At 73.0% G+C, this 20,403-nt stretch carries 17 protein-coding genes; 5 read left to right on the top strand and 12 right to left on the bottom strand.

Annotation, left to right across the window (positions count from 1 at the left end; genetic code table 11):
- Nucleotides 1–470: 470 nt before the first annotated feature.
- Nucleotides 471–1,283, bottom strand: coding sequence for a pyrroline-5-carboxylate reductase (proC, locus tag VT52_RS32800; protein WP_071387732.1), 813 nt, complete (start codon nt 1,281–1,283; stop codon nt 471–473).
- Nucleotides 1,284–1,531: 248 nt separating this feature from the next.
- Between proC and VT52_RS36430 the strand changes: the two genes are divergently transcribed.
- The gene (locus tag VT52_RS36430; protein ID WP_240509978.1) at nt 1,532–3,424 is read left to right on the top strand and encodes a lamin tail domain-containing protein; all 1,893 of its coding nucleotides are present in this window, start codon (nt 1,532–1,534) and stop codon (nt 3,422–3,424) included.
- A gap of 82 nt (nt 3,425–3,506) precedes the next feature.
- Here the strand turns inward: VT52_RS36430 and VT52_RS32810 are convergent, their stop codons facing one another.
- The 5 genes from VT52_RS32810 to VT52_RS32830 all read right to left on the bottom strand — a co-directional run bounded on the left by VT52_RS32810 (nt 3,507) and on the right by VT52_RS32830 (nt 6,934).
- The gene (locus tag VT52_RS32810) at nt 3,507–4,280 is read right to left on the bottom strand and encodes an ABC transporter permease (RefSeq protein WP_071387733.1); all 774 of its coding nucleotides are present in this window, start codon (nt 4,278–4,280) and stop codon (nt 3,507–3,509) included.
- Nucleotides 4,277–5,062, bottom strand: coding sequence for an ABC transporter ATP-binding protein (locus VT52_RS32815; protein WP_071387734.1), 786 nt, complete (start codon nt 5,060–5,062; stop codon nt 4,277–4,279). Before VT52_RS32815 ends, VT52_RS32810 begins: the two co-directional genes overlap by 4 nt.
- Nucleotides 5,063–5,216: 154 nt before the next feature.
- Complete coding sequence (locus VT52_RS32820) at nt 5,217–6,002, bottom strand: class I SAM-dependent methyltransferase (protein WP_071387735.1); 786 nt, start codon at nt 6,000–6,002, stop codon at nt 5,217–5,219.
- 53 nt (nt 6,003–6,055) lie between these two features.
- On the bottom strand, nt 6,056–6,562 hold the full coding sequence (locus tag VT52_RS32825) for a hypothetical protein (RefSeq protein WP_071387736.1): 507 nt from the start codon (nt 6,560–6,562) through the stop codon (nt 6,056–6,058).
- Between the two features lie 117 nt (nt 6,563–6,679).
- Entirely contained in the window at nt 6,680–6,934 is a 255-nt protein-coding gene (locus VT52_RS32830) for an SH3 domain-containing protein (protein WP_107481519.1), read from the bottom strand.
- Between the two features lie 147 nt (nt 6,935–7,081).
- Between VT52_RS32830 and VT52_RS32835 the strand changes: the two genes are divergently transcribed.
- Nucleotides 7,082–9,256, top strand: coding sequence for a serine/threonine-protein kinase (locus tag VT52_RS32835; protein WP_071387737.1), 2,175 nt, complete (start codon nt 7,082–7,084; stop codon nt 9,254–9,256).
- Between the two features lie 111 nt (nt 9,257–9,367).
- Here VT52_RS32835 and ilvD read toward each other — a convergent pair whose 3' ends face one another.
- The 4 genes from ilvD to VT52_RS32855 form a co-directional block, all read right to left on the bottom strand.
- Nucleotides 9,368–11,221 (bottom strand): dihydroxy-acid dehydratase, encoded by a 1,854-nt coding sequence (gene ilvD / locus VT52_RS32840; RefSeq protein ID WP_071387738.1) that lies wholly within the window; start codon nt 11,219–11,221, stop codon nt 9,368–9,370.
- Nucleotides 11,222–11,345: 124 nt separating this feature from the next.
- On the bottom strand, nt 11,346–11,969 hold the full coding sequence (locus tag VT52_RS32845; protein ID WP_071387739.1) for a TetR/AcrR family transcriptional regulator: 624 nt from the start codon (nt 11,967–11,969) through the stop codon (nt 11,346–11,348).
- Nucleotides 11,966–12,784 carry a sugar phosphate isomerase/epimerase family protein gene (locus tag VT52_RS32850; protein WP_071387740.1) on the bottom strand — a complete coding sequence of 273 codons (819 nt, stop codon included), beginning with the start codon at nt 12,782–12,784 and terminating at the stop codon, nt 11,966–11,968. Before VT52_RS32850 ends, VT52_RS32845 begins: the two co-directional genes overlap by 4 nt.
- A 150-nt stretch (nt 12,785–12,934) precedes the next feature.
- Entirely contained in the window at nt 12,935–13,867 is a 933-nt protein-coding gene (locus tag VT52_RS32855) for a Ppx/GppA family phosphatase (protein WP_071387741.1), read from the bottom strand.
- Between the two features lie 71 nt (nt 13,868–13,938).
- On the opposite strand from VT52_RS32855, the gene VT52_RS32860 reads away from it, so the two are divergent.
- A complete protein-coding gene (locus tag VT52_RS32860; RefSeq protein WP_071387742.1) occupies nt 13,939–14,778 on the top strand; it encodes a DUF3109 family protein in 840 nt (279 codons plus the stop codon).
- Between the two features lie 45 nt (nt 14,779–14,823).
- Here VT52_RS32860 and VT52_RS32865 read toward each other — a convergent pair whose 3' ends face one another.
- On the bottom strand, nt 14,824–16,614 hold the full coding sequence (locus tag VT52_RS32865) for a BACON domain-containing protein (protein WP_240509979.1): 1,791 nt from the start codon (nt 16,612–16,614) through the stop codon (nt 14,824–14,826).
- Nucleotides 16,615–16,815: 201 nt separating this feature from the next.
- On the opposite strand from VT52_RS32865, the gene radA reads away from it, so the two are divergent.
- Together radA and disA are read left to right on the top strand one after the other, a co-directional pair.
- Nucleotides 16,816–18,225, top strand: a complete 1,410-nt coding sequence (radA, locus tag VT52_RS32870; protein WP_046423907.1) for a DNA repair protein RadA — start codon at nt 16,816–16,818, stop codon at nt 18,223–18,225.
- 80 nt (nt 18,226–18,305) lie between these two features.
- Nucleotides 18,306–19,430, top strand: coding sequence for a DNA integrity scanning diadenylate cyclase DisA (gene disA / locus VT52_RS32875; protein WP_046423908.1), 1,125 nt, complete (start codon nt 18,306–18,308; stop codon nt 19,428–19,430).
- A 67-nt stretch (nt 19,431–19,497) separates the two neighbouring features.
- On the opposite strand, the gene VT52_RS32880 is transcribed toward disA, so the two are convergent.
- Nucleotides 19,498–20,307 (bottom strand): hypothetical protein, encoded by an 810-nt coding sequence (locus tag VT52_RS32880; protein WP_206306671.1) that lies wholly within the window; start codon nt 20,305–20,307, stop codon nt 19,498–19,500.
- Between the last annotated feature and the right edge of the window lie 96 nt (nt 20,308–20,403).

Genomic DNA, 20,403 nt, shown 5'->3' on the forward strand with positions numbered 1-20,403 from the left:
TTCTCAAGGAACGGTCGCTTCCTTTGTACTCACCCTCTCGGGCTTTCCTCCGGGCTTCCCTTCGGTGTTTCCGACTCTATCAGATCTTTCTGATCCGATTTCCTCGGTGCTTTCCAGGTTCTCGCTCTCGCGATTTCCTTTCCGGCGGTTCCGACTCTATCAGATCCTTTCGGTGTCTGACCCCCAGTCAGCGGGGTTCGTCCTCCCGGCCGTTGGGCCGTTCCGACGAGTGAGACATTAGCGGATTCCCGGCTCCCGAGCTAATCGGGGGCCCGTTCTTTCGAACTCGGATTCCTCATTTCGCAAATACGCACGCCGAAGCTTTCGACGCCGAGGCGTCGGAATGGGTGGTGCTCACGGAATGGCTGCCCGGGGACCGACCGGAGTCGGCGCTCACGTCGGACAACTCGGAGTACCTTACGGATCGTTCCGAGGTGTGTCAACTACCGCTCGGTCCCTCCCGGTCAGGGTCAGTCCTTCGTGCCGGAGGCCAGCTCGCGGCTGCGGTCCCGTGCTGCTTCCAGGGCGGCGATGAGGGCCGCGCGGACACCGTGGTTCTCCAGCTCCCGGATGGCGTTGATCGTCGTACCGGCGGGCGAGGTGACGTTCTCCCGGAGCTTCACCGGGTGCTCGCCGCTGTCGCGAAGCATCACGGCGGCGCCGATGGCGGACTGGACGATGAGGTCGTGGGCCTTGTCGCGGGGCAGGCCGAGGAGGATGCCCGCGTCGGTCATCGCCTCGACCAGATAGAAGAAGTACGCCGGACCGGAGCCGGACAGGGCGGTGCAGGCGTCCTGCTGGCCCTCGGGCACGCGAAGCGTCTTGCCGACGGCGCCGAAGATGTCCTCGGCTGTGGCCAGGTGCTCCTGGGTCGCGTGGGTGCCGGCGGAGATGACGGACATGGCCTCGTCGACGAGGGCCGGGGTGTTCGTCATGACGCGGACCACCGGGGTGCCCTTGACGAGGCGCTCCTCCAGGAAGGCGGTCGGAATGCCCGCGGCGCCGCTGATGACCAGGCGGTCGTCGGGGACGTGCGGAGCCAGTTCGTCGAGCAGGGTGCCCATGTCCTGCGGCTTGACCGTGAGGATCAGCGTGTCGGCGGTCTTGGCGGCCTCGGCGTTGCTGACCGGGGTGACTCCGTGGCGGGCGCGGAGCTCCTCGGCGCGTTCCGGACGGCGGGCGGTGACGAGCAGGTCGGCCGGGGCCCAGCCACCTCGGATCATCCCGCTGAGCAGGGCTTCGCCGATCTTGCCGGTACCGAGTACTGCGACTTTCTGGGTCATGCGGCTCAGTCTGGCACCGGGGGTGTCCGGCCGGGGCGCATGTCCGGTCGGCGGACCGGGTGCGGTGTGCCGGGCCGGGCGGCGGTGGGACGCGAGTCCGGCGTTCCGGTGACCAGCAGGTGGCATTCAGCCGGCGTACACGCTGTCTCAAGATGGTGCCGTCAGAGTCCGGCCTCGTGCCCACTTCACCCTCGCGTCCCGGCGTCGCCTCCGTGTGCGCCGCTGCCTTGACGCTCTCAGGACTGCTCGTGACAGGGGTGGCCGCCGCTCAGCCGGCGGCCGCCGCGGACCCGGCCGGCTACCAGAACGTCCGGATCAACGAGGTCACCTCGTCGAACAGCGACACGGTGGAGCTGTACAACACCGGTTCGGCGTCGGTGAGCATCAGTGGCTGGAAGATGTCCGACGACAGCTTCTCGCCGCAGTCGTTCAGCCCGTCCGCCGGCACCATCGCGGCGCACGGCTTAGTCACCTTCGACTCGCCCAAGGGACTCGGTGACTCGGACAAGCTGGTGATCTACACCTCCGGTGGCACGGTGGTCGACCGGGTCGAGTGGGCCGCCGGCAAGGCGAAGCCGGCGATGGCGAGGTGCGGCGGTGACGGCACCGGCGCGTGGGTCACCACGACCGGTGCGACCACCTTCGGTGCCGCGAACGCCGCGGGCTGCCCCGCCGCGCTCCCGGCCGCGAGCCAGGTGCGGATCAACGAGGTCACCTCGGACGGCGCGGACACCGTGGAGCTGTACAACGGGGGTTCGAGCGCGGTCGGTATCGGGTCGTGGAAGTACGTCGACGGCGACACCGGCCACTCACCGGCCTCGATCTCCTCCTCCTCGCCGAGCACCACCAGCATCCCCGCCGGCGGCTACGCCACGTTCGGCTCCGTCCTCGGCCTGGGCGACAACGACTCGGTCTTCCTCACCGACGGCGATGGCGACACCGTCGACTCGGTGACCTGGGCGGCCGGTGGCGCCAAGCCGTCGGACGAGCGCTGCGCCGACGGCACCGGCACCTTCCGGACCGCCGTGACCGCGACGCCCGGCAGCGCGAACTCCTGCTCGGGCGGCGGTGGCACCGGTGGCGGTCGGCTGCTGGGCGGCGGCGGAACGCTCACCAGCGGCTGTACCCCCGAGGCTCCCACCGGTACGGCTGCCACCCCGGCCGGCACCTCGGCGTGGCCGGGCGGACCGGACGTCACGATCGCCGACGACGTGTGCGCGTTCACCACGTCCACCGGCCCCGAGGGCCGTGACGTGAGCGGGCTGGCGTTCGACCCGGCGAACCCGTCGGTGCTCTGGGCCGTCAAGAACAAGAACTGGCTGTTCAAGCTGGTCAAGAGCAACGGCAAGTGGATCCCGGACGCGTCGTGGAGCGCGACCGGCAAGCAGATCCGCTTCCTGGGTGGTTCCGGCGAGCCGGACTCCGAGGGGCTGACGGTCGGCGCCGACGGCCACCTCTACGTGACCTCCGAGCGCGACAACACCGAGAAAACGGTCCCCAAGGACACGATCATGGAGTTCGACCCCACCGCCGGCGGCCCGACGCTCACGCCGGTCCGCCAGTGGGACATGACCTCGCAGTTCCCGCAGCTCGACACGGGCAGCAAGGCCGACGCCAACCTGGGCTTCGAGGGCGTCGCCTACGTACCGGACAGCTGGCTGACCGCGAGCGGCTGGGTCGACCCGCTCACCGGCGCCGCCTACGACCCGGCGGACTACCCCCGCCACGGAACCGGCCTGTTCTTCGCCGGCCTGGAATGGGACGGCACGCTGCACGCCTACGGCCTGAACTCCGACGGCACGTTCACCACGTTCGGCGCGATCTCCACCGGCAAGACCTCCGTGGTGGATGTGACGTTCGACCCCGGGACCCGGCGCATCGTCGCCACCTGTGACAACGCCTGCGGCGAGACCCACACCTTCATGAAGGTCGGCTCCGCCGGCGCGATCGTCCCCGACGTCACCTACACGAACCCGGCCGTCATGCCGGTCGACAACCTGGAGGGCTTCGCCGTCGCGCCCCCCTCGGCCTGCGTCGACGGCGCACGCGAGGCGGTCTGGAGCGACGACGGCATCTACGGCTTCGGCTCCGGAAGCTCCTCGTACGGACACGCCCTCTACAGCGGGACCTTCCCCTGCTGAACTCCTGACGGGATTCGAGTCTCGCGGCGGACCGGGGTGGCGACCGCGGCCACCCGCTCCGCCGGGAGCCTCGTCGTACCCGTCACGGCGTCCGGCGTCGCAGCGTCGCCGCGCCCAGGGTCAGGACCAGGAGGGCGCAGCCGGTCACGATCCCGGCGTCCCGGGCGAAGGCCGAGGTCATGTCGCGGTGGTGGAGGAGCTGGTTCATGGCGTCCACGGCGTAGGACATGGGGAGGACGTCGGAGATGGCGCGGAGGACGGGGTGCATGGCGGAGCGGGGGGTGAAGAGGCCGCAGAGGAGGAGCTGGGGGAAGATCACCGCCGGCATGAACTGGACCGCCTGGAACTCCGAGGCCGCGAAGGCCGAGACGAAGAGGCCGAGGGCGGTGCCGAGCAGGGCGTCCAGGAGGGCGACGAGCAGGAGCAGCCACGGTGAGCCGGTGACGTCGAGGCCGAGGAGCCAGACGGACAGGCCGGTGGCGAGGACCGACTGGAGGACGGCGAAGGCGCCGAAGGCCAGGGCGTAGCCGGCGATCAGGTCGGCCTTGCCGAGGGGGAGGGCGAGGAGGCGTTCCAGGGTGCCCGAGGTGCGTTCGCGCAGGGTGGCGATGGAGGTCACCAGGAACATCGTGATCAGCGGGAAGATCCCGAGCAGCGAGGCGCCGAGGGTGTCGAAGGTGTGCGGGCCGCTGTCGAAGACGTAGCGCAGGATGACCAGCATCAGGCACGGGACGACGATCATCAGCGCGATGGTGCGGGGGTCGTGGCGCAGCTGGCGCAGGACGCGGGCCGCGGTGGCGAGGGTGCGGGCGGGGCTGAAGGCGGCCGCGGGCCGGAGGGCCGTCGTCGGGTTCATCGGGTGCTCTCCTTGGTGCGGGCCGCCGTCGCGGCCTCGTCGACCAGGTGCAGGAAGGCGGCCTCGACCGTCTCCGCGCCGGTGCGGGTGCGCAGTGCCTCGGGGGTGTCGTCGGCGAGGATCTCGCCCTCGCGCATCAGCAGCAGTCGGTCGCAGCGCTCGGCCTCGTCCATGACGTGGGAGGAGACGAGGAGGGTGGTGCCGCGGGTGGCGGCGAGGCCGTGGAAGAGCTGCCACAGGTCGCGGCGGAGTACGGGGTCCAGGCCGACGGTCGGCTCGTCCAGGACCAGGAGTTCGGGGGTGCCGAGCAGGGCGACGGCGAGGGAGACGCGGCTGCGCTGGCCGCCGGAGAGGGAGCCGGCGAGGGCGTCCGCGTGGGTGGTGAGGTCGACGTCGGTGATGGCCCGGGTGATGTTCGCCCGGCGGCGGTCGGCGGCGGCGCGGCCGGGGTCGAGGACGGCGGCGAAGTACGCCAGGTTCTGGCGGACGGTCAGGTCCGCGTAGACGGAGGGGGCCTGGGTGACGTAGCCGACGCGGGTGCGCAGGGTGGGGTGGCCGGCCGGGCGGCCGAGGACGTCGAGGGTGCCGGTGACCTTGGCCTGGGTGCCGGCGACGGCGCGCATCAGCGTCGACTTGCCGCAGCCGGAGGGGCCGAGGAGGCCCGTGATCCGGCCGGGCGGGACGGTGAAGGAGAGGTCGCGCAGGACGGGGCGGGGACCCCGCACGACGGTGAGGTGGTGGGCGTGGATGGCGGCGGGTGGGGCCGGCGACGCATTATTCATCACTCGATGAATAATCAGCCCGGTGGGCCGGGGCGTCAAGGGCCGGGGGGCCTGGTGCGGCGGGACCTTGGTACGGGGACGACGGGGCCGCGGGCCGTCGGCTCCCGCCGGTCCTGGTCCGTCCGCCCGCCGCCCCCGCCGGGCCCCCTTCCGGTCACGGCTTCCTGGCCACCAGGAGGAGTACGTCGTAGGTCTCCTCGACCGTGCCGTCGGGGGAGACCTCCAGGAGGTGGGTGCGCTCCTCGGCCAGGAAGGCGTCGCGGGCCGGGGCGTCCATGACGAGGAAGTGCGAGTGGCTCGCGATGTTGGCGAGGTGGGCGTCGACGGGGATCCGGCGGCTCCAGCGAAGCGTGTGCTCGGCGAAGTCGAGGCGGCCGCTGGGATCGGCGAGGTCCGTGCGGTCATGGGCGTTCCTGTGCACTTCGACGGGGTCGAAGCCCAGGTAACGGCCCCTGCGGGCGAGGGACTGCGCGATCCACTCGACGTCGAGGGCGTGGGTGTTCCACCACAGGGCCAGCGTGCCGCCCGGCCGCAGGACGCGCAGTGCCTCGGTCACCGAGTGGGCGGGGTCGGTCCAGTGCCAGGACTGGGCGTAGGTGAGGAGGTCGAGGGTGGCGTCGGCGAGCGGGAGCGCGTTTCCGTCGCCCCGGACCAGGGGGATGTCCGGGTTGCCGCGGCGGAACTCGGCGGCCATGCCCTCACCGGGCTCGACCGCGAGGACGTCCGCGCCGCGGGCGCGCAGCGGGCCGGTGGAGATTCCGGTGCCGGCGCCGACGTCCGCGGTCCTCGCGCCGGCCAGGGGCCGGCCCGCCGCCTGCTCGATGGTGTCGAAGAGGGCGGACGGATAGGAGGGACGGTTGGCCGCGTACTGGGCGGCGGCCGCGTTGAAGGAGTGGGCGCGGGCAGCACGGCCGGGATCAGCGGGTCGCGTGGTCGTCATACGGCCATGCTCGCCGGTGGGTACCGCGCACGGCGGCGGCTTTGCCCGGAGTTCTAGCGGCGGCGCTTCTTCTTCGCGGGGTTGCCCGAGCGGCGGGTGGTGCGGGCCGCGTGTTCGGCGCGGGACTTCTCGTACTCCTCGCGGTGCAGTTTCTCGCCCGGGGCCTCGGTGAGGGAGCGGACGAAGTAGGCGAGGAGGGTGCCGACGAAGCCGATGGCGAGCAGGCCGCGCAGGGACGCCTGGCGCTGCGGGTCCTGGCGCCTGCCGAAGCCGGCCAGGGTGTTGGCGAAGGCGAGCGCGGTGCAGATCGCGAACATGGCGACGACCAGGACGGTCACGAAGGCGCCGGTGCCGGCGATCTGGAGGCCCTGATAGGCGAAGCGCAGCACCAGGCAGGAGGCGACCGCGGCGGCGAGGGACCCGACGGCGACACCGGCGCGGCGGGCCGCGTAGCCGTCGTCGTGGTGCACCCAGGACGTGCCGAAAAAGCGCAGGGGCTCGGGCCGGGGCCCGCCCACGGATTCCTCCGGGGCGCCCGGGGCGCCGGTTTCGTCGCTCACGGGACGATTATGGCGCCGCAGGAGAGCGGACTCGCGGGCGGGGCGGCGGTGCGGGCGGGCGACCGGCGTGCCCCAGGGGCATGGTGGCGCCCCGGCGCCGGACCGCACGGTGGGGAGTCAGCCGCAGCGGTCCGTCACGAAGCCGTCGCTGCCCGTGTGGACGTACGCGTCCGCCACGAACTCGCCGTCGCTGATGTTGTCCCAGATGTCGGAGGTGCCGTACGTGCCGGTGACCCTGGTGCCCGTGGTCTGGCAGTAGATCGGGACCTTGGCGCCCTCGGGGAGGGTGCGGGTGATGCCGTAGTTGGTGCCGGGGCCGCTGCGGACGTTGACGCGGACGCCCGGGGCGATGGAGTAGTAGCGGACGGACATGCGGATTCTCCCCCGTGAAGCCCCGCCGGAGGGCGGGGACCGTCGAATGCGAACGGAGGTTAGCAAGCCGCCTCGGTCTCGTACGAGCCATCGACTAGGCTCCGTCGCGTCGCGCGCGGACGAGGAGCACGGGGGGCGGTCCAGTCGATGACGCCACAGCGCAGCACCGGAGCGGGCGCGGGGGCCGATATGCCCGAGTACGCCGGGCATTACCACCTGGAGTCGCGGCTGGGCTCCGGCGGCATGGGGGTGGTCCACCTCGCCCGCAGCACGTCCGGACTGCGCCTCGCGGTGAAGGTCGTGCACGCGGAGTTCGCGCGGGACCGGGAGTTCCGGGGCCGGTTCCGGCAGGAGGTCGCGGCCGCGCGCCGGGTCAGCGGTGCCTTCACCGCGCCCGTGGTGGACGCCGACCCGGAGGCGGAACGCCCCTGGATGGCCACCCTGTACATCCCCGGACCGACCCTCTCCGAGCAGGTGAAGGAGCACGGGCCGCTGGACGCCGGGCAGTTGCGGCGGCTGATGGCCGGGCTCGCGGAGGCCTTGCGCGACATACACCGCGTGGGCGTGGTGCACCGGGATCTCAAGCCGAGCAACGTTCTGCTCGCCGAGGACGGACCGAAGGTCATCGACTTCGGCATCTCCCGGCCCAAGGACAGTGAACTGCGCACGGAGACGGGCAAGTTGATCGGCACGCCGCCGTTCATGGCGCCCGAGCAGTTCCGGCGGCCGCGCGAGGTCGGCCCCGCCGCGGACATCTTCGCGCTGGGCTCGGTGCTGGTGCACGCGGCGAGGGGGCGGGGGCCGTTCGACTCCGACAGCCCGTACGTCGTCGCCTATCAGGTCGTCCACGACGAGCCCGATCTGTCGGGGGTGCCCGCGGGCCTCGCGCCGCTGGTCGAGCGCTGTCTCGCGAAGGACCCGGACGAGCGGCCGACCCCGGACGAGCTGATGTGCCGGCTGCGGTCGGTGGCGGCGTCGTACGACACCCAGGCGTTCATACCGGCCCAGCGGAAGGCCGGTTCGGCCGGGCCGGGGAGCAAGGACGTATCGGCGGCGGAGGTCTCGCAGGACCTGGAGGACACGGGACGCCGGGGAGACACGGGGGGATCGGAGGGCACGGGTGAGAAGCCGTCGAAGAGGCGTCTCCTACGGCCCGGCCGCGTCGCCGCCGTGGCGGCCGGGGTGCTCGCGCTGGTCGTCGGCGGGGCCCTCGCCTGTGTGCAGTGGCTCGGTGACGACGCCCCCGCGGCGAAGGCTCCGCGCACGGCGGCGGTCGGGTTCGCGGGGTGGCGTACGAAGCCGGTCGCCGGGCGGACCGACGCGCCCCGGTGCGCCTTCGGGGCGGACAGGCTGCTGTGTGCCGGCGCGGGGCAGGCGTACGCGCTCGATCCGAGTGGCGGCCGGGTGCTGTGGCGGCATTCCCTCACGGGGGCGCGCTGGAGCGCGGCGCCCTCGGTGTCGGGCGGCCTGGTGCAGGTGCGCGACGAGGCCGGGGACGTGGTGGCCCTCGACCCGGGCACGGGCCGTACCCGCTGGCGGCGCGCCCTGCCCACGGGCGCCGGAACGGCGTACACGGACGGGACGCTGCTGATCACCGCGGCCGACGGCACCGTCACGGGCGTGGACAGCGCGTCGGGCCGCACCCGGTGGAGCCACCGGCTGCCCGGAGCCGGCCGGCCGAGCGTCGACACGTTTCCGGACGGCCCCTCGGGTGGCACCCCGGCCTACGCGACGACCACCTCCGCCGACGGCCGCCGCACACGGATCGTCGCGTTCGATCCGGGGACCGGCGCGGTGCGCTGGGACACGGTGCTGACCGGGCTGCTCCGGCCGGTCGGCACCGAGGACGGCACGGTGTTCCTCGTGTCCGCCGACCCGGTCTACGGCGACACGGACGCGGTGGTGCGGTACGACGCCGCGTCCCGGGCCGTACGGCGGGTGCCGCTGCCCGCGCCGCGGCCGGACGCGCAGGCCGTCGTGCGCCGGGGCGTGGTCTATCTGCTGGACGTCAACGGCGGCCTGGACGCCGTGGACACCGGGGCCGGGAAACGGCTGTGGCACCTGGAGACATCGGTGAGCCGGGGCTCGGCGCTGGTCGCCGGGGACCGGTACCTGTACTTCTCCGCCGGTGACGGGCGGCTGCTCGCCGTGGACACGCGGGGCGGGCGGCTCGCCGGGCAGACACCGGCGCGGCCCGGGGACGGCGCGGCGCGGATCGCGGCGCTGCGGGCCGCACCGGTGCTCTCGGCTCCGCAGGTGTTCGCGACCGCTCCCGACGGTTCGGTCTTCGCGCTGGACGGGCGGGACCCCTCGGCCTGGTGAAACGATCCCCTCGCAGGCGGAAGCCGGAAGGGAAACGGCGACGGCAGCCGGGGACGACCGGAGACGAAAGGGGCCGCTCCTCGCCGGAGCGGCCCCTTCGTCGGCGGTCGGTCAGCCCAGCTTGCTCACGTCCCGCACCGCGCCCTTGTCCGCGCTGGTCGCCATCGCGGCGTAGGCGCGCAGCGCGGCGGTGACCTTGCGGTCGCGGTCCTTCGGGGCGTAGGTGCCGTTCAGTGCCTGCTCGCGGCGGGCCAGTTCGGCGTCGTCCACCAGCAGCTCGATGGTGCGGTCCGGGATGTCGATGCGGATCCGGTCGCCGTCCTCGACCAGGGCGATGGTGCCGCCCGAGGCCGCCTCCGGGGAGGCGTGGCCGATGGAGAGGCCCGAGGTGCCGCCGGAGAAACGACCGTCGGTGATCAGCGCGCAGCTCTTGCCGAGGCCGCGGCCCTTCAGGTACGAGGTCGGGTAGAGCATCTCCTGCATGCCGGGGCCGCCCTTGGGGCCCTCGTAGCGGATGACGACGACGTCGCCCTCCTTGACCTCCTGGGTGAGGATCCGCTGGACGGCCTCCTCCTGGGACTCGCAGACCACGGCCGGGCCCTCGAAGGTCCAGATCGACTCGTCGACGCCGGCCGTCTTGACCACGCAGCCGTCGACGGCCAGGTTGCCGCGCAGCACCGCGAGGCCGCCGTCCTTGGAGTAGGCGTGCTCGGCGGAGCGGATGCAGCCGCTCGCGGCGTCGTCGTCCAGGGACTCCCAGCGCTCGGACTGGGAGAACGCCTCGGCGGAGCGGACGCAGCCGGGGGCCGCGTGCCACAGCTCGACGGCCTCGGGGGACGGGGAGCCGCCGCGCACGTCCCAGGTCTTGAGCCAGTCGGCGAGGGAGGGGCTGTGCACGGCGTGCACGTCCTCGTTGAGCAGGCCCGCGCGGTGCAGTTCGCCGAGGAGGGCGGGGATGCCGCCGGCGCGGTGCACGTCCTCCATGTAGTACGTACGGTTCTTGCCCACGTTCGGCGCGACCTTGGCGAGGCAGGGGACGCGGCGCGAGACGGCGTCGATCTCCTCCAGGCCGAAGGCGACGCCCGCCTCCTGGGCGGCGGCCAGCAGGTGCAGGATCGTGTTGGTGGAGCCGCCCATCGCGATGTCCAGGGCCATGGCGTTCTCGAAGGCCTGGAAGGTGGCGACCTCGCGGGGCAGGACCGTCTCGTCGTCCTGCCCGTAGTAGCGCCGGGTGATGTCCATGACCGTGCGGGCGGCGTCGACGTAGAGCCGCTTGCGCGCGGTGTGGGTGGCGAGGACCGAGCCGTTGCCGGGCAGGGAGAGGCCGATGGCCTCGGTCAGGCAGTTCATCGAGTTGGCGGTGAACATGCCCGAACAGCTGCCGCAGGTCGGGCAGGCGTTCTCCTCGATGCGCAGGATGTCCTCGTCGGAGACCTTGTCGTTGGCGGCTTCCGCGATGGCGTCGATCAGGTCGAGGGAGCGCACGGTGCCGTCGACCAGGGTGGCGCGGCCGGCCTCCATGGGGCCGCCGGAGACGAAGACCGTCGGGATGTTCAGGCGCAGGGCGGCCATCAGCATGCCCGGAGTGATCTTGTCGCAGTTGGAGATGCAGACCAGGGCGTCGGCGCAGTGGGCCTCGACCATGTACTCCACGGAGTCCGCGATCAGGTCGCGGGAGGGCAGCGAGTAGAGCATGCCGCCGTGGCCCATGGCGATGCCGTCGTCCACGGCGATGGTGTTGAACTCGCGCGGGATGCCGCCCGCCTCGGCGATCGCCTCGCTGACGATCCGGCCGACCGGCTGGAGGTGGGTGTGGCCCGGCACGAACTCGGTGAAGGAGTTGGCGACGGCGACGATCGGCTTACGGCCGATGTCCGCGCCGGGTACACCGGAGGCACGCATAAGGGCGCGGGCGCCCGCCATGTTGCGGCCGTGGGTGACTGTGCGGGACCTCAGCTCGGGCATCGTCGCTCGCTCCTCGATGAACAGTTCTGGCTTTCTCCGAGCCTACGCCGGGGCTCCAAGGAATGGACACGCTTGTCCGGAATGCGGGATGAGTATTTCACCGGCGGCCCGGCGGCGGCCGTGGTCAGGGCTGGGTGAGGTGCCGCTGCACGACGGGTGCCACCCGCGCGATGACCTGCTCCACGTCCGCCGAGGCCAGCGGTTCCAGCCGCAGGACGTAGCGCAGCAGGGCCGTGCCCACCAGCTGCGCGGCGGCCAGCTCGGCGCGCAGTTCGGCGTCCGGCAGGTCCAGCCGGTCCGCGACGCGGCGCACCAGCTGGGCGGCGACCAGGCGGCGGAAGACGGCGGCGGCGGTCTCGTTGGTGACGGCCGAACGCAGGATCGCGAGCAGCGGCGCCCGGGTCGTGGGGTTCTCCCAGACGCCGAGAGCGAAGCGGACCAGCCGCTCCCCCACCCCGTCCGGCGGGCCCTCGAGGAGGGTGTCGGGGGCGCCGAGGGCGGGGGCGAAGGCGACCTCGACGGCCGCCGCGAAGACCTGTTCCTTGGTGCCGAAGTAGTGGTGGACCAGCGCGGAGTCCACGCCGGCCGCCTTGGCGATCTGGCGCACGGACGTCTTGTCGTAGCCGCGGGCGGAGAACTCCTCGCGGGCCGCGGCGAGGATGCGGTCCCGGGTGCCGGCGGACTCGGCACGGGTCGGGCGGCCCCGGCGGCGGGCGGGGGGCTCGGGGGACGCGACGGGCCCGGTCATCGGCGCGGGAGGCGGACGGCGGCCGCCAGGTGCTCGCGGGTGAAGGCGAGGGCCTCGGCGAGGTCGGCCTCGCGCTCGGCGCCGGACATCGCCCGCCGGGTGTTGACCTCGATGACGACATGGCCGGCGAAACCGGAGACGGTCAGGTGCTCCAGCAGCTCGGCGCACGGCTGGTCGCCGCGCCCCGGCACCAGGTGCTCGTCCTTGGCCGAGCCGCGCCCGTCGGCGAGGTGGACGTGGCCGAGCCGGTCTCCCATGCGGCCGAGCATCTCCAGGGCGTCGGTACGGGCCGTCGACGTATGGCTGAGATCGATCGTGAAGTGCCGGTAGTCGTCCTGGGTGACGTCCCAGGCGGGGGCGTAGGCGAGCATCTCGCGGTCACGGTAGCGCCAGGGGTACATGTTCTCGACCGCGAACCGTACGTCCGTCTCGTCCGCCATCCGCCAGACGCCCGCGACGAAGTCCCGGGCGTACTGCCGCTGCCAGCGGAACGGGGGGTGCACGACGACGGTGGAGGCGCCCAGCTTCTCGGCGGCGGCCTGGGCCCGGCAGAGCTTGGTCCACGGGTCGGTGGACCAGACGCGCTGGGTGATCAGCAGGCACGGGGCGTGCACGGCGAGGATCGGGATGCCGTGGTGGTCCGAGAGGCGGCGCAGCGCGTCGATGTCCTGGCTGACGGGGTCGGTCCAGACCATGACCTCGACGCCGTCGTAGCCGAGGCGCGCGGCGATCTCGAAGGCCGTCGCCGTGGACTCCGGGTAGACGGAGGCTGTCGACAGCGCTACGGGCACGGAGACGTCCCTGGGTTCAGCCACGTCCGTCACCTTAAGGGGTGGGAAGGTTCGCGTGTCGGGTGCCTGTTCGCCGTTGTGAGGTTCGCCATTCGGCGGGTGCGGGCGCGGCCCGGCCGAGCGCGCCCGCGCGGCGGGGCCCCTGCCGGTACGGCCCCGCACCCGGCTGCGGCGCTACGCGGAGCCCATGTGGTCGAGCCGGCGGAGGATCACGCCCTCCCGCAGCGCCCACGGGCATATTTCCAGGCTCTCCACGCCGAAGAGGTCCATCGCGCCCTCGGCCACCAGGGCGCCCGCGAGAAGCTGGCCCGCCCGCCCGTCGGAGACGCCCGGCAGTTCGGCGCGCTGGTCGGCGGTCATCGCGGAGAGGCGGGGGACCCATGCCTCCAGGGACTCGCGTTTGAGTTCGCGCTGGACGTAGAGGCCGTCGGCGCTGCGGGCGGCGCCGGCGATGCGGGCCAGCTGCTTGAAGGTCTTGGAGGTGGCGACGACGTGGTCGGGGGCGCCGAAGCGGGCGAACTCGCCGACCGTGCGGGCGATCTCCGCGCGTACATGGCGGCGCAGGGCGCGTACGTCGTCCGGGGCGGGCGGATCGCCGGGGAGCCAGCCGGCGGTGAGGCGGCCCGCCCCGAGCGGGAGGGAGGCGGCGGCGTCCGGCTCCTCGTCGATGCCGAAGGCGATCTCCAGGGAGCCCCCGCCGATGTCCAGGACCAGCAGCTTCCCGGCCGACCAGCCGAACCAGCGGCGCACGGCGAGGAAGGTGAGGCGGGCCTCCTCGGCACCGGACAGGACCTGGAGCCGTACGCCGGTCTCCTCGGCGACGCGGGCGAGGACCTCGTCGGCGTTGCTCGCCTCGCGGACGGCGGAGGTGGCGAAGGGGAGCAGGTCCTCGACGCCCTTGTCCTCGGCGGCCTGGAGCGCGTCCCGTACGACGTCGACGAGCTTCTCGATGCCGTCGTCACCGATGGCACCGCTGTCGTCGAGGAGTTGGGCGAGCCGAAGGTCGGCCTTGTGCGAATGCGCGGGCAGCGGGCGCGCGCCGGGGTGGGCGTCCACCACCAGCAGATGCACCGTGTTCGAACCCACGTCCAGGACACCGAGTCTCATATACGGAACGCTACTGCCAGATCGAGGCTCCACGGTCCCCGGACCGGGGGCGGGGCACTTACCCTGGACGGGTGCCAAAGACGAAAAAGGCGAAGTCCGCGAAAGCCGATAAGACGGACAAGGCCCGCAAGACCGCCAAAGCTGCCGAGGGGGCGAAGGTGAGCGACGAGAAGGGGCTCGACTTCGCGCGCGCATGGGTGGAGTTTCCGGACCCGGCGGACGACGAGCAGGTCTTCCGCTGCGATCTGACGTGGCTGACCTCGCGCTGGAACTGCGTCTTCGGCAGCGGCTGCCAGGGCATCAAGGCGGGGCGCGCGGACGACGGGTGCTGCACGCTGGGGGCGCATTTCTCCGACGACGACGACGAGAAGCGGGTCGCCGAGCACGTGGCGCGTCTCACGCCGGACATCTGGCAGCACCACGCCGAGGGCACCGAGGACGGCTGGATCTCGCAGGACGAGGAGGGGTCCCGGCAGACGCGGCCCTTCCAGGGGTCCTGCATCTTCCAGAACCGGCCCGGTTTCGCGGGCGGCGCGGGGTGCTCGCTGCACATCCTCGCGCTCAAGGAGGGCCGGGAGCCGCTGGAGACCAAGCCGGACGTGTGCTGGCAGCTGCCGGTCCGGCGGACGTACGAGTGGATCGACCGGCCCGACGACACCCGGGTGCTGCAGGTCTCCATCGGCGAGTACGACCGCCGGGGCTGGGGCCCCGGGGGGCACGACCTGCACTGGTGGTGCACGTCGGCCACGTCGGCGCACGGCGCGGGGGACCCGGTGTACGTGTCCTACCGCGCGGAGCTGACGGAGCTGATGGGCAAGGAGGGCTACGACCGCCTGGCCGAGATCTGCGAGCAGCGCCTCTCCGCCGAACTCCCGCTGCTGGCCCCCCACCCGGCGGACCCGGCCCCCTGACCTGACGGTTCTCCCTCTCGCCGTCCCCCTGCTCCCTCCCCCTCGCTAGTTCCCCGAAGGCGTCGGCGTCCCGGTGTCCGTCTGGGACGGCGTCGACGTGGGGGACGCGGACGGCGGTGGGTCGGCCGGGGTGGTGGGAGGGGCCGGCTGGGTGGTGGGAGGCGGGGTCGGCGGGGACGTGGGGGCGGTGCTCGTCGGCGGAGGCGGAGAGGGCGTCGGGCGGCTGGGGGGCGGGCCGTAGCCGGTGATGGTGACCACGGCGCCGGCGGGGGCGATGGAGATCCGGGCCTGCCAGGCGCCCCTGGGCTCGTGGAGGTGGTCGACGTACGCCTTCAAGGTCACGCTCTCACCGGGGGCCAGGGTGCCGGCGGACCGGCTCAGGTAGAGCCAGGCGGAGCCGGTGGCGGCGGACCACCGGACCGGGGCCGGACCCGCCGCGGTCAGGGTGATCAGCGTGGTGTCGCCGTCGTTCTCGGCGGTCACCGACAGGGTCCCGGTCGAGTCGTCCGCCGTATCGGGCGCGACGCTCAGCACGTCCACCGCGACATCCGGCTTGCCATCCTTGCCCCTGCCCGGCTTCACGCTCGCGCTGCCCGCGTTCTCGTACCCGCCGCCCGTACCCTCCCCGCCGATCGCGTCCGGGCCCCGCGCCTCGCGCGCGGTGCCGGGATGACCGTCCGGCTCCCCCGTCGGCGCGCCGCGGTACGCCGCCCACAGGGCCAGCACCGGCGCCGCCACCACCGTCGCCACCACCGTCGTCGTCACCGCGCGGGCGCGCAGCCGGTCGCGGCGGGCCGCGCGGTCCCTCGGGTCCATCGGGAAGCCCCGCCGGTCGAAGCGGGGCGCGTCGGCGACCTTGGTCCGGGGGCGCGGGGCGAGGGCCGCACGGGGTGCCTCCAGGACGGGGAGTTCGGCGGGGGTGAGCGTGGTGCCGGGCCAGCGGCCGGGGGCCGCGCGTTCGGCACTGCGGCGGCAGCGCGGGCAGTCGTCGACATGCCGTACCAGCTCGCGGCGGAGCGCGGTGCTGAGGATCAGCCTGCTGTCGCCGGTGAGATGGGCGACGCTCGGGCAGCCGCCGGACTCCACCACGGCGAGCGCGGCCCGGGTCCGCTCGACCTCGCAGGCGGCCGTCGCGAGCAGATCGCGTGCGGTGGCCGGCGCCATGCCGAGAACGGCGGCGACCTCGGGGGCGGTCAGGTGGTGGCGTACGGCGAGTTCCAGGGCCTCGCGCTGCTCGGGCGTGGTGCCGGCCGCCTCGGGCCATGCGAGGAGGGAGAGTTCGCGGTGCCGGCGCTCCTGTAGCTCCGGGGAGAGGGCCGGGCCGGACGCCTCGGGGCCGGTTCCCCTCCCGCCCTTCCCCGCGCCGCTGTCCGTACGGCCCGCCGCGTGCGTGGCCTGACGTTTCTGCTTCGCCTCGGCCAGTTTGCGCAGACACGCCCAGCGGGCCAGCGCGTACAGCCAGGCCCTGCGCCCGCCGCCGGTCTCCGGCACGCGGTGCGCCCGCCGTTCGGCGAGGGCGAGGGCGTCGCCGAGTGCGGCGGTGGCCGCGTCGTGGTCGCACAGGATGGACAGGCAGTAGGTGAACAGGCCGTCCAGGTACGACTCGTAGCGCGTCGACGCCCGCCGGGCGATGGTCCGCGCGGCGGCGCGGTCCCGCGCCTCACGGGCATCTCGCGCCTCGTGCACCTCACACGCTTCACGTGACTCGAACACACCGGGCTTCCGCGCACCCTCGCGCGGTTCACGCCCCTCGCGCGCCTCTCGTGCTTCGCGCGCCGTACGGTGCGCCCGGTGCGCGCCGGTGGTGCGGGTGGTGGTCTCCGGGCTGCTGCTCATCACCCGTGCGACCGTAGGCGTCGGCGGAGCGGCCCTTCTGGAGCCTTGAGCAGTTTTAATCCGTACGGGTGAAACGATCCCTCATAAGGGGACAGGAACCCTCCGTTCCGGTGCCGGATCTCGCGGGACGGTGGCCGATACCCGTACACCCGGTTGGCGGCCCCCGCTCCGGTTGTCAGTGCCGCGGGCTACGGTTTCCGCATGGCTGCCCGCACCAAGACCACCAAGGACCGTCCGTCGTACCGCTGCACCGAGTGCGGCTGGCAGACGGCCAAGTGGCTCGGCCGCTGCCCCGAGTGCCAGGCGTGGGGCACGGTCGAGGAGTACGGCGCGCCCGCGGTCCGCACCACGGCGCCCGGCCGGGTCGTCACCTCCGCGCTGCCCATCGGCCAGGTCGACGGCAGGCAGGCCACGGCCCGCTCCACCGGGGTGCCCGAGCTGGACCGGGTGCTCGGCGGCGGTCTCGTACCGGGCGCGGTGGTGCTGCTGGCGGGCGAGCCGGGCGTCGGCAAGTCCACCCTGCTGCTGGACGTGGCGGCCAAGGCGGCCAGTGAGGAGCACCGCACCCTCTATGTGACCGGCGAGGAGTCGGCGAGCCAGGTGCGGCTGCGCGCCGACCGCATCAACGCGCTGCACGACCAGCTGTACCTGGCCGCCGAGACCGACCTCTCCGCCGTCCTCGGGCACCTGGACGAGGTCAAGCCCTCCCTGCTGATCCTCGACTCGGTGCAGACGGTCGCCTCCCCGGAGATCGACGGGGCGCCCGGCGGCATGGCCCAGGTCCGGGAGGTGGCCGGGGCACTGATCCGGGCCTCCAAGGAGCGCGGCATGTCCACGCTGCTGGTCGGTCATGTCACCAAGGACGGCGCGATCGCCGGCCCGCGCCTGCTGGAGCACCTGGTGGACGTCGTCCTGCACTTCGAGGGCGACCGGCACGCCCGGCTCCGCCTGGTGCGCGGCGTGAAGAACCGGTACGGCGCGACGGACGAGGTCGGCTGCTTCGAGCTGCACGACGAGGGGATCACCGGCCTCGCCGACCCCAGCGGCCTGTTCCTGACCCGGCGCGACGAACCGGTGCCGGGCACCTGTCTGACCGTGACCCTGGAGGGCCGGCGCCCGCTGGTGGCGGAGGTGCAGGCGCTGACCGTGGACTCCCAGATCCCCTCCCCCCGGCGCACGACGTCGGGCCTGGAGACCTCCCGGGTGTCGATGATGCTCGCCGTGCTCGAACAGCGCGGCCGGATCAGCGCGCTCGGCAAGCGGGACATCTACTCGGCGACGGTGGGCGGCGTGAAGCTGTCCGAACCGGCCGCCGACCTGGCCGTCGCCCTCGCGCTGGCCTCCGCCGCGAGCGACACCCCGCTGCCGAAGAACCTGGTGGCCATCGGCGAGGTGGGTCTCGCGGGCGAGGTGAGACGGGTCACGGGCGTGCAGCGCAGGCTCGCCGAGGCGCACCGGCTCGGCTTCACGCACGCGCTGGTGCCGGGCGATCCGGGGAAGATCCCGCCGGGGATGAAGGTGCTCGAAGTCGCGGACATAGGGGATGCGCTGCGGGTCCTGCCGCGCTCCCGTCGCCGAGAGGCCCCACGGGAGCCGGAGGAGCGCCGGTAGACTTTGCCCAGGTCTCGCCCGTCCGTACGAACCGAGTGCGGGCACGGGTGCGCGTGAGAACCCCCGACCGGAGGAGTGCAGTGGCAGCCAACGACCGGGCAGCAGCTCCCGGAAAGTCCGGTGGGAGTGCCGGTTCCGATGGCCTGATGCGCGCCGCCCTGAGCGCCGTGGCACCCGGTACGGCCATGCGCGACGGCCTGGAGCGCGTGCTGCGCGGCAACACCGGCGGACTGATCGTGCTGGGCTCCGACAAGACCGTCGAGGCGATGTGCACGGGCGGGTTCGTGCTGGACGTGGAGTTCGCCGCGACCCGGCTGCGGGAGCTGTGCAAGCTGGACGGCGGCATCGTGCTGTCCTCGGATCTCTCGAAGATCCTGCGCGCGGGCGTGCAGCTGGTCCCGGACCCGACCATCCCCACGGAGGAGACCGGCACCCGGCACCGCACCGCGGACCGGGTGAGCAAGCAGGTCGGCTTCCCCGTCGTCTCCGTGTCCCAGTCGATGCGGCTGATCGCGCTCTACGTCGGCGGGCAGCGCCGCGTCCTGGAGGACTCGGCCGCGATCCTCTCCCGCGCGAACCAGGCGCTGGCCACGCTGGAGCGCTACAAACTGCGCCTGGACGAGGTGGCGGGCACGCTGTCGGCGCTGGAGATCGAGGACCTGGTGACGGTGCGGGACGTCTCCGCCGTCGCGCAGCGCCTGGAGATGGTGCGCCGGATCGCCACCGAGATCGCCGAGTACGTGGTGGAGCTGGGCACCGACGGCCGTCTCCTCGCGCTTCAGCTGGAGGAGCTGATCGCGGGGGTCGAGCCGGACCGGGAGCTGGTGGTGCGGGACTACGTGCCCGAGCCGACGGCGAAGCGTTCCCGCACGGTGGAGGAGGCCCTGGCCGAGCTGAACGCGCTGACCCAGGCCGAGCTGATCGAGGTCGGCACGGTGGCGCGGGCACTGGGCTACACCGGCTCGCCCGAGACCCTGGACTCCGCGGTGTCCCCGCGGGGCTTCCGGCTGCTGGCCAAGGTGCCGCGGCTGCCGGGGGCGATCATCGACCGGCTGGTGGAGCACTTCGGCGGGCTGCAGAAGCTGCTGGCCGCGAGCGTGGACGACCTGCAGACGGTGGACGGCGTGGGCGAGGCGCGGGCGCGCAGCGTGCGGGAGGGGCTCTCGCGGCTCGCCGAGTCCTCGATCCTGGAGCGGTACGTCTGATCCGGGGCCGACGGGTCCGTGGGGACGCGCGGGTCCGTCATGGTTCCCGCGCCCCGCACGGGGTGCCTCAGTCCGCCGACAGCACGAACGACGCCTGCAGTTTCCCGTACCCCGGGGTCTTCGCCTCCAGCAGGTAGGTCCCCGTGCCGGCCGCGCCGCCCGACGGGGTCGCGCAGTGGGCGGCGCTCGGGCGGCGGTCCCACTCGACCTTGTACGTGATGGTCTTGCCGGCCGGTACCCGGAAGAGCAGGTCGCCCGCGCCCTCGGGGCAGTCGGCGGAGGACCAGAAGACGTTGTCGCCGTCGGCCGGGGTGATCGTCAACACCGTGTTCTTCGGGCCGAGATCGACCTTGCAGTCGGCGGACGAGGTGTTCTTCGCGGTGAGTTCGAAGACCGGCTTCTGGTCCGGCGAGTAGGAGTTGTGCAGGCTGCGCAGGCCCAACGACACCGCCTTGGAGGTGCAGTTCGCCAGCGTGGAGGAGCCGGGCAGCGCGTCAGCGGCGACGACCGCCCCGCCTCCCGCGGCGGACCCGCCCGCGGAGCCCGCCGAACCGCCCGAGCCGTCGTCACCGGAACCGGAGGACCCCGCCGAACCGGAGGACCCGGAGCCGGAGTCCGACCCGCCCGGCTCGTCCCGCCCGCCCGGGTGCCCGCTGTACGCGGGGCCCGACCCCGAAGGCCCCGGCGTGATCGTGTTCGTGGGGTTCTTGCCGCCGGACGCGCTGGAGCCCTTCTTCCCGCTCCCGCCCCCGCCCCCCGCCGTGACGATCCACGCGATCAGCAGCGCCGAGACGGCGAACACCGACAGCAGTACGGCCCTCCTGCGCCAGTAGATGGAGGAGGGAAGCGGCCCGACCGGATTGCGCAGAGATCCCACGCCCGAACTCTACGAGAGTTCGGCGCGCGGCCTTGCCTCACCCGCCGTCCGCGTACCAACTTTTCCGGATCATCATCCCGGTAACTGCCCTCGCAG

This window comes from Streptomyces malaysiense (genome assembly GCF_000980885.2).
GTDB lineage: Bacteria > Actinomycetota > Actinomycetes > Streptomycetales > Streptomycetaceae > Streptomyces > Streptomyces malaysiense.

Bases quoted from the DNA above. Each gene is read 5' to 3' on its own strand.
- proC (WP_071387732.1), bottom strand. From the start codon at position 1,283: ATGACCCAGAAAGTCGCAGTACTCGGTACCGGCAAGATCGGCGAAGCC.
- VT52_RS32810 (WP_071387733.1), bottom strand. From the start codon at position 4,280: ATGAACCCGACGACGGCCCTCCGGCCCGCGGCCGCCTTCAGCCCCGCC.
- VT52_RS32815 (WP_071387734.1), bottom strand. From the start codon at position 5,062: ATGAATAATGCGTCGCCGGCCCCACCCGCCGCCATCCACGCCCACCAC.
- VT52_RS32820 (WP_071387735.1), bottom strand. From the start codon at position 6,002: ATGACGACCACGCGACCCGCTGATCCCGGCCGTGCTGCCCGCGCCCAC.
- VT52_RS32830 (WP_107481519.1), bottom strand. From the start codon at position 6,934: ATGTCCGTCCGCTACTACTCCATCGCCCCGGGCGTCCGCGTCAACGTC.
- VT52_RS32835 (WP_071387737.1), top strand. From the start codon at position 7,082: ATGACGCCACAGCGCAGCACCGGAGCGGGCGCGGGGGCCGATATGCCC.
- ilvD (WP_071387738.1), bottom strand. From the start codon at position 11,221: ATGCCCGAGCTGAGGTCCCGCACAGTCACCCACGGCCGCAACATGGCG.
- VT52_RS32845 (WP_071387739.1), bottom strand. From the start codon at position 11,969: ATGACCGGGCCCGTCGCGTCCCCCGAGCCCCCCGCCCGCCGCCGGGGC.
- VT52_RS32855 (WP_071387741.1), bottom strand. From the start codon at position 13,867: ATGAGACTCGGTGTCCTGGACGTGGGTTCGAACACGGTGCATCTGCTG.
- VT52_RS32865 (WP_240509979.1), bottom strand. From the start codon at position 16,614: ATGAGCAGCAGCCCGGAGACCACCACCCGCACCACCGGCGCGCACCGG.
- radA (WP_046423907.1), top strand. From the start codon at position 16,816: ATGGCTGCCCGCACCAAGACCACCAAGGACCGTCCGTCGTACCGCTGC.